General features: G+C 57.6%; 5 protein-coding genes. 3 read left to right on the top strand and 2 right to left on the bottom strand.

Annotated elements, in window-relative coordinates:
• Nucleotides 1–1356 (bottom strand): hydantoinase/oxoprolinase family protein (locus ACN0X0_RS22665; protein WP_417281083.1); only part of this gene is annotated, 1356 nt, incomplete at its 3' end.
• A gap of 463 nt (nt 1357–1819) precedes the next feature.
• On the opposite strand from ACN0X0_RS22665, the gene ACN0X0_RS22660 reads away from it, so the two are divergent.
• A complete protein-coding gene (locus tag ACN0X0_RS22660; protein ID WP_107717958.1) occupies nt 1820–2668 on the top strand; it encodes a LysR substrate-binding domain-containing protein in 849 nt (282 codons plus the stop codon).
• 19 nt (nt 2669–2687) lie between these two features.
• On the opposite strand, the gene ACN0X0_RS22655 is transcribed toward ACN0X0_RS22660, so the two are convergent.
• Nucleotides 2688–3650 (bottom strand): helix-turn-helix domain-containing protein, encoded by a 963-nt coding sequence (locus ACN0X0_RS22655; protein WP_107717622.1) that lies wholly within the window; start codon nt 3648–3650, stop codon nt 2688–2690.
• 269 nt (nt 3651–3919) lie between these two features.
• On the opposite strand from ACN0X0_RS22655, the gene ACN0X0_RS22650 reads away from it, so the two are divergent.
• Both ACN0X0_RS22650 and ACN0X0_RS22645 read left to right on the top strand, forming a co-directional pair.
• Complete coding sequence (locus tag ACN0X0_RS22650; protein WP_417267660.1) at nt 3920–5671, top strand: hydantoinase B/oxoprolinase family protein; 1752 nt, start codon at nt 3920–3922, stop codon at nt 5669–5671.
• Nucleotides 5672–5698: 27 nt separating this feature from the next.
• Nucleotides 5699–7261 (top strand): hydantoinase/oxoprolinase family protein (locus ACN0X0_RS22645; RefSeq protein ID WP_417281082.1); only part of this gene is annotated, 1563 nt, incomplete at its 3' end.

Raw genomic sequence — 7261 nt, 5'->3', positions numbered from 1 at the left:
CCCGGCTTTTTCGGCCACACCGCAGGCATTCAGTGGTCCAGCGCCGCCAAAGGCCATCATCACCGTATCAGAAGAAATCGTGGTGCAACGATGCAGTTCCTCGGCAATTTTCGCCTCGAACGCATCCGACATTGCAAGCAATGCCGTTTCAAGATTCACCCCCAACGGATCGGCCACATTGGCCATCACCGCCGCTTCTGCGCGCGCAAGATCAAGCCCCATGTCTCCGCCAAAATACGACATCGGATCAAGAAGCCCTAAAAGCAAACTGGCATCCGTAATGGTCGCCTCTTTGCCGCCGCGCCCGAAACAGGCCGGACCCGGCAATGCGCCAACGCTCTCAGGACCGATGACAATTTGGCCCTCTTTCACCCGAAAGATCGAGCTGCCCCCGGCGCCCGCCGACATGATTTCACACAGTGGAAAGGAGACGCTGATGCCTTCAACATGACCGCGCCGCATTTCGGCAACGCGCCCTTCGGTGCATTGGCCAATGTCCGTGGTGGTTCCGCCCACGTCGATGGAAACCGTGTCCCGAAATCCGTACACCGAGGCAAAGGTTTTCACCCCTTCCATGCCGCCACGCGGTCCCGACGAATAGGTTTTGATCGCCACGGTTTTGGCCACGCGCGAGGCATCGCCATCATTGCGGAAAATCAACAGCGGGTTTTTCGTGCGAAACGCACGCAGACGGTTTTCGGCGTTGTACAAAAACGCCTCCATCGACGGATGCAGGAAAGAGTTGATCACCGCCGACCATGCCCGCCGATCAGGATTGGCATCGACCGTCAGATCCGACGCGTAGAGCACCGGCACCGCCCCCAACAAATGGCGCGGGTATTTGCGCAGCGCGATTTTCTTGACGCGCTCTTCTGCATCGCCGAAATCTGCGCCGCTGAAACAGACCACAAGACGGTTTGCGCCCATTGCGGTCAATTGGTTGATCACCTTGACCACATCGACTTCGGCGGCATCGCTGTGCAATGTCGCTGTGTCGACAAAAGCCACCCGATCCCCGATCAACGCGTCATAGACTTCGGGATCATGGTCGCGCAGTGAGGCCACAAGATCCTTGGACTCCGTGTCGAGCACCAGACCCAGTTTCGGCCCCTTGCGCTCACAAATCGCGTTTGTGCCCTGGGTGGTGGAATAACGGATCAGGTCCACCTCTTCGAGCAGACGTTTGACGTCCGTGGCGCCATAGACCACCTCGGAGGCTTTGGTCAGACCCTCGAAAAAACATTTCGACAAATCATAAGGCGTGGTCAGAACCTTGGTCTTTTGAACGCCGTCGTCCGACATGATACACACATCGGTCAGCGTCCCTCCGTTATCAATATTGATCTGAAATGCCATCGTGCATCTCTCCTCCCATCCTTGTTGCGCAGTGATCCTGCGGTAAAGAGCGTGTCTTACGCCGGGATCACGGTCGCTGAGGCCACGGGGGCTCCTCTCCCCTTGGCCGGACCGTCGATCCTACCCAATGGGATGCAGGTTCTTTTCCAACCCGCGAACAGACCGGTCAAAAATATTTAACCATTTGTTTTATAATGACTTAATATTTTCCCCTCACAACGGGAGGGGGAACACAAACGTCTGTGCGTTCGATTTCGAGACGTGCCGCAACGCAGCATGGCCGAAGATCAGACAGGCACGATCTTGTGCCACTGGCGTTTGACATTGGCCTGCGCTGATGCGGGGATGAAACGGACGAGATCAGGTTTAAACGTCAAAAGGGCAGACGCAGGGTCGGTAAAGGCCGAAAGCGGGTGACGAGATATCTTGCTGTGATATGCTGCCCCGAAAATGGCACACCAACATGATCACTAATCTCGAAGCAGACCTGTTGCGCACCTTTGTCGCGATTGCGGAAGAGGGCGGATTCACTGCGGCGGCGCGGCGGGTCTATCGCACGCAATCCGCCGTCAGTCAGCAAATGAAGCGCCTTGAAGAAACACTGGGCATCCCCCTGTTTGAAAAGCTGGGTCGCAAACGGCGACTGACGCAGGCAGGTCAGAACCTTTTGAGCTATGCGCGTCAAATCATCAGTCTGAACGATCAGGCCGTGATGATGGTGCATGCCTCACAAGAGGTCGGCGAAGTCCGCATCGGCGCCCCGCACGATATTGCAGATTCCATTCTGCCGCTGTTTCTGTCGACTTATGCCCAGACCAATCCGCGCGTTCACGTCATGCTCAAAGTGGACCGCAGCCCGAACCTTATGCCTTTGCTTGAGGACGGGCGGCTCGATATGACCCTGACCACACGCCATTCCGAACGGTTCGAAGGCAAACTTTTGCGCAGCTCACCGACGGTTTGGATCGCCTCTTCCATGTTGCGACTGGAACGCAATCAACCCGTGCCTTTGGTGCTTGCGGATTCTCCGTCCATCTTTCGCCGGATCGCGCTTGATGCGCTTGAACAACGCGGGGTGGCCCATATCGAACGCTATACCTGTCCAAGCCTGTCGGGGATTCATGTTGCTTTGAACGCCGGATTGGGCGTGACCGCGCGCACACCGGAAATGGTGACCCAAGATTTGCGTATCCTTGGTGAGCGCGAAGGGTTACCTCCCCTGCCCGACATCAATTTCTACATCTATCGCCGCAACGGCGCGCTGTCTCAGGCGGCCAATGCCCTTTTCGATCAGATTTGTGCTGAGAGATGAGGTCCATTGCCGGACCGGATCAGGCGAGCCGTTGCGTCGCGCTGCGTTGGAATTCTGAGGGCGTCATCCCGAACTTGGCCTTAAAGAGCCGCGAGAACTGCGCCTGATCTGCGAACCCGAAACGGTAGGCGACCTCGGAAATCGACAGATCGCGTGAGGCCTGCAACCGGTCCCGCGCGGCCACCAACCTCTGATCTCGGATTTGTTGGCTGACGGTGCCGTTCATGTCTTTGAAAAGATCGTGCAAGTACCGTTTGGAGATACCGCAGGCTTCGGCAATGAGATCGGGCGAAAGATCGGGGTCTTTCAGATTGGCGCGGATGTATTTCTCGACCCTGGAAAGATGTGCGGCCCGCACCGAAGAATAGCCACTTTCGCAGGCGTTCGAGGCATCGTTGAGCGCAAGGCCGAGAAGTTCAAGCAGGTGGCGTCCGATGGTTTCACGAGCCGATGGCGTGAGATCGTCGATCTGGCTCTGAGCATGGCTGACCATCGTGGCAAAAAGCCCCGCCGTTCCGGTGGTGGCGTCGATCACACGCGCGCAAAAGCGATCGGGCTGACGCACCCGCTCGGCCAACGCCCGGCGGCTGACTTTGAGCACGTACAAATCGTTAGGGCGTTCATAGAGGAACCGATAAGGCTCGTCACCGCGCTCGAGAATAAAACCGCCGGGATCGCAGCGCAGGTCGCGACCCATCTGGCGGAACTCAACCGAGGTCGCGCGCGGCAGCGTGACGAGATATTCCTCTTCCTGAGTATTGCAAATATGCGAGCGCCGACGTTCGTAATTCACCGGGTCAGACGTGAGCCGTGACATACCCACATGGCCCAGTTCAACGCGAGACAGTTCGCCATTGAAACGGATCGGGTCGCGAAATTGCAACTCCAGCGGAAAATACGCCTCCGACACCACCGCATTCCATTTGCTGGAACGATGCTGCGGTTCTGTTGCACCCGTCGAAAAGCGGAACGCAGCTGTCATCGAAAAGTCCTCCCTTCGTAAACATTACGTGACGCTGTGATCAAAACAAAAGAAAAACAGGCGGTCTGCGCTCTGCGTCAACTCATCTTGCGCTGGTTGACAAATTTTTCTGCGCCGTTTGCCAAAGCTTTGTGCACGGAGCGTCAAGACTGGAATCGATTTCCCGGAAACCCTGTTTGGCAGATCGACGTGCAGGACAAACGCGCCGGATCGGAAGGGCCTTCAGCCCCCGTCAGGCACTGTTCTGCCCCCAGCAAAGGACCGGAAATATGGCAAAACGACAAGTCGACCCAATCACACTTTCCGTCGTGAGAGGTGTTCTTGAGACCACGCAGCGCGAAATGACGATGGCACTGGAAAAGACCGCACGCAGTTCGGTGTTCAACCTCGCGCATGATTATTCCACGGCACTGTTCAACCACACGCCCGAGATGATCCTGCAAGGACAAGACATCCCGATCCATCTGGGATCGCTCATTCCTGCGATGAAAGCGGTCGATAAGTTCTTCGAGGGCGATATCCATGAGGGCGATCTGATCCTGCACAACGATCCAGATTATGCCGGATCGCATATCATCGACACATGCATGTACTACCCGGTGTTTTATCAAGGCGAGTTGGCGTTTTGGACGGTCTGCAAGGGCCATTTGACCGACATCGGTGGCCCGGTTCCCGCGGGCTATAACCCCGAGGCCAAAGAAATCTACGCCGAAGGGCTGCGCATTCCGCCGGTCAAAATCTGGGACAAAGGGGTGCCGCGCAACGATGTGCTGAACCTCTTGTTGACCAACATGCGGGCACGGCGGGATCAGGAAGGCGATTTCAACGCCCTGATTGGCGCTTGCCAAGTCGGTGCCCGCAACCTTGTGGCGTTGATGGACAAATACGGCAAAGACGTTGTCCAGGACTGCATCGAAGACCTTTTGTCGATGGCCAATCGCCATATGTCGGGCTTGATCGCAAAGGTCCCGGATGGGACATATTCCGGCACCGCCATTCTGGAAGATGCGGGACACGGCTTTGGCGATTTCGACATCACCGCAACGGTGACGATCACAGGCGAAACCTGTCATATCGAAATCGAGAGCCCGCCGCAGATCCCGTATTTCATCAATTCCTACGAGGGCAATTCCTACTCCGGCGTCTATCTCGGCCTGATGATGTTCGCCCAGTTGCCTCCCCCCTATAACGAAGGGCTTTACCGCAATGTGACGGTGGACATGGGGCCCAAGGGCACGTTGTGCAACGCCAAGCCGCCAGCGCCGCACATGAACTGCACCACCACGCCCATGGAAACGCTGACAGATGCGGTCCGGCTAGCCTTCGAACAGGCGGCACCGGACAAGGTTTCAGCGTCGTGGGGTCATGCCAATGGCTGCAACATTGCGGGTTGGGATACGCGACATGACGAAGAATACGTGACCATGGTTCTGGCGTCGATCATCTCAGGAGCCGGGGCCACAGCGAGCCAGGACGGGTGGCACGCCTGCGGACCGGAATGCTGTTTTGGGGCGTTGACCTCAGGCGATATCGAGATGCTGGAGCATTCCTATCCGATCATCATCCACGAATACGGATTGATGACGGACAGCGGCGGTGCGGGCAAATTCCGTGGCGGTTCAGGCACGCGGTGGGAAGTCGAACCGCTTGACCGGGACATGACGTTGATCACGTTCGGCGAAGGGCGCCGTATCCCGGCTATGGGCGCGGCTGGGGCGAAATCCGCCATGGTCGAAAAAAAGGTCGGACGCTTGGAAGTCACCCGCGCGGGCGAAACTCAGATCATTACCGATAACGTCATCGAAACCATTCGCCCCGGCGAACGCGCCGCCAATCTCAACCCAGGCGGCGGCGGATATGGCAACCCCTTCGAGCGCGAGGTGCAAAAGGTGGTGGCCGACATCCGAAACGGGCTCGTTTCGATCGCCGGTGCCCGGCTCGATTATGGCGTCGTCATTGCCGACCCTGAAACGTTGACCGTAGACGAAGCCGCCACAGCCAAAGCCCGCGCGGCGGCCTGAAGCATCTGACATAAAAGGATTATTCTCATGCGTAGCAAATATCGTCTGGGCATCGACGCCGGCGGCACGTTCACAGATTTCATTCTGGCCCGTGCCAATGGTGACGTGCAAATTTTCAAAGTGCTCTCAACGCCAACCGAACCGACCAAGGCCATCCGCAACGGGCTTGCGCTGATCTCTGACGAAACCGGGCTTAGCGCGGCAGAGATCGTGTCCCAATCTGACCTCTGTATCAACGGCACCACCGTCGGCCTGAATGCGCTGATCACCCACACCGGCGCCAAGACCGGCTTGATCGCCACCCGCGGCCACGAAGATTCAATTGAAATTCGGTTGGGCCACAAGGAAGACGGCTATCGGTATGACCCTGAATATCCCCCAGCGACAATGTTGGTGCCACGCCACCTGCGCAAAGGGGTCAACGAGCGCGTGATTTCCGACGGGTCAGTGCGCACCGCCTTGAGCGAAGAAGATGTGCGCGACGCTTGTCGGTATTTCATATCTGAAGGGGTGGAGTCGGTCGCGATCAGCTTTGTCTGGTCGGTGCTACACCCCGAACATGAGATGCGTGCAGCCGAGATCGTGCGCGAGATGATGCCCGATGTGCGACTGACCATCGGCAGTCGGCTTTACCCGCAAGTGCGCGAATACACCCGGACCTCGACGGCCATCGTCAACGCCTATCTGGCCCCGATCCTGCAACGCTATGTCGAGGGGGTCGATGCCTACTTCCGCGAATTGGGTTCGAAACACCCGGTCCGCTATTTCCAGTCAAACGGCGGGCTCGCGCTGGGAAAGGTGGTGGCGGATCAATCGGTCTACGCGATCAACTCCGGCCCAGCCTCAGCGCCACAAGCGGCCCTCGACGTGGGCGCGCCTTGGGACGAGAAGAACATCATCACCTGCGACATGGGCGGAACCTCGTTCGACATTACGCTGACCAAGGACGGGAAAGCCAACGTCAACAAGAACATCGACTTTCTACGCTATCGCATCGGCATTCCGATGATCCAAGTGGAAACGCTGGGTGCTGGTGGCGGCTCTATCGGGTGGATTGATGAAATGGGCCTGATGCAAATGGGTCCGCAATCGGCGGGCTCGGAACCCGGTCCGGCCTGTTATGGTCAGGGCGGCGAACGACCGACCACAACCGATGCCAATCTTGTCCTGGGCTATCTCAACGCAGATGGGCTTGTGGGGGGGCGCCTGCCGCTCGACATCGAACAATCCCGCTCTGCAATCAAAACCAATTTGGCCGACCCACTGGGCCTGAGCGTGGAAAAAGCCGCCTACGGCATGTTCACCATCGTGAACAACAACATGGTCAATGCGATCCGCCGGGTTTCGGTGGAACGCGGCTATGATCCGCGTGATTTCGTTCTAATGGGGGCAGGCGGCGCGACCGGAGCACATATCACAGCGCTTGCGCGCGAAATGGGCATTTCAAAAGTGCTGATTTCCAAACTGGCCTCGGGGCTTTGTGCATATGGCCAGATTATTTCGGACGTGAAATACAACTACATGGCACCAGCGCCGTTGCGACTTCAGGGTGCTGAGGCGGCGCAGACGCTCGACGGGCTGTTCAATGGG

This window comes from Celeribacter sp. (genome assembly GCF_048270365.1).
GTDB lineage: Bacteria > Pseudomonadota > Alphaproteobacteria > Rhodobacterales > Rhodobacteraceae > Celeribacter.
The sequence above is the reverse complement of the archived record's forward strand: the minus strand, read 5'-3'. Positions and strand labels throughout refer to the sequence as shown.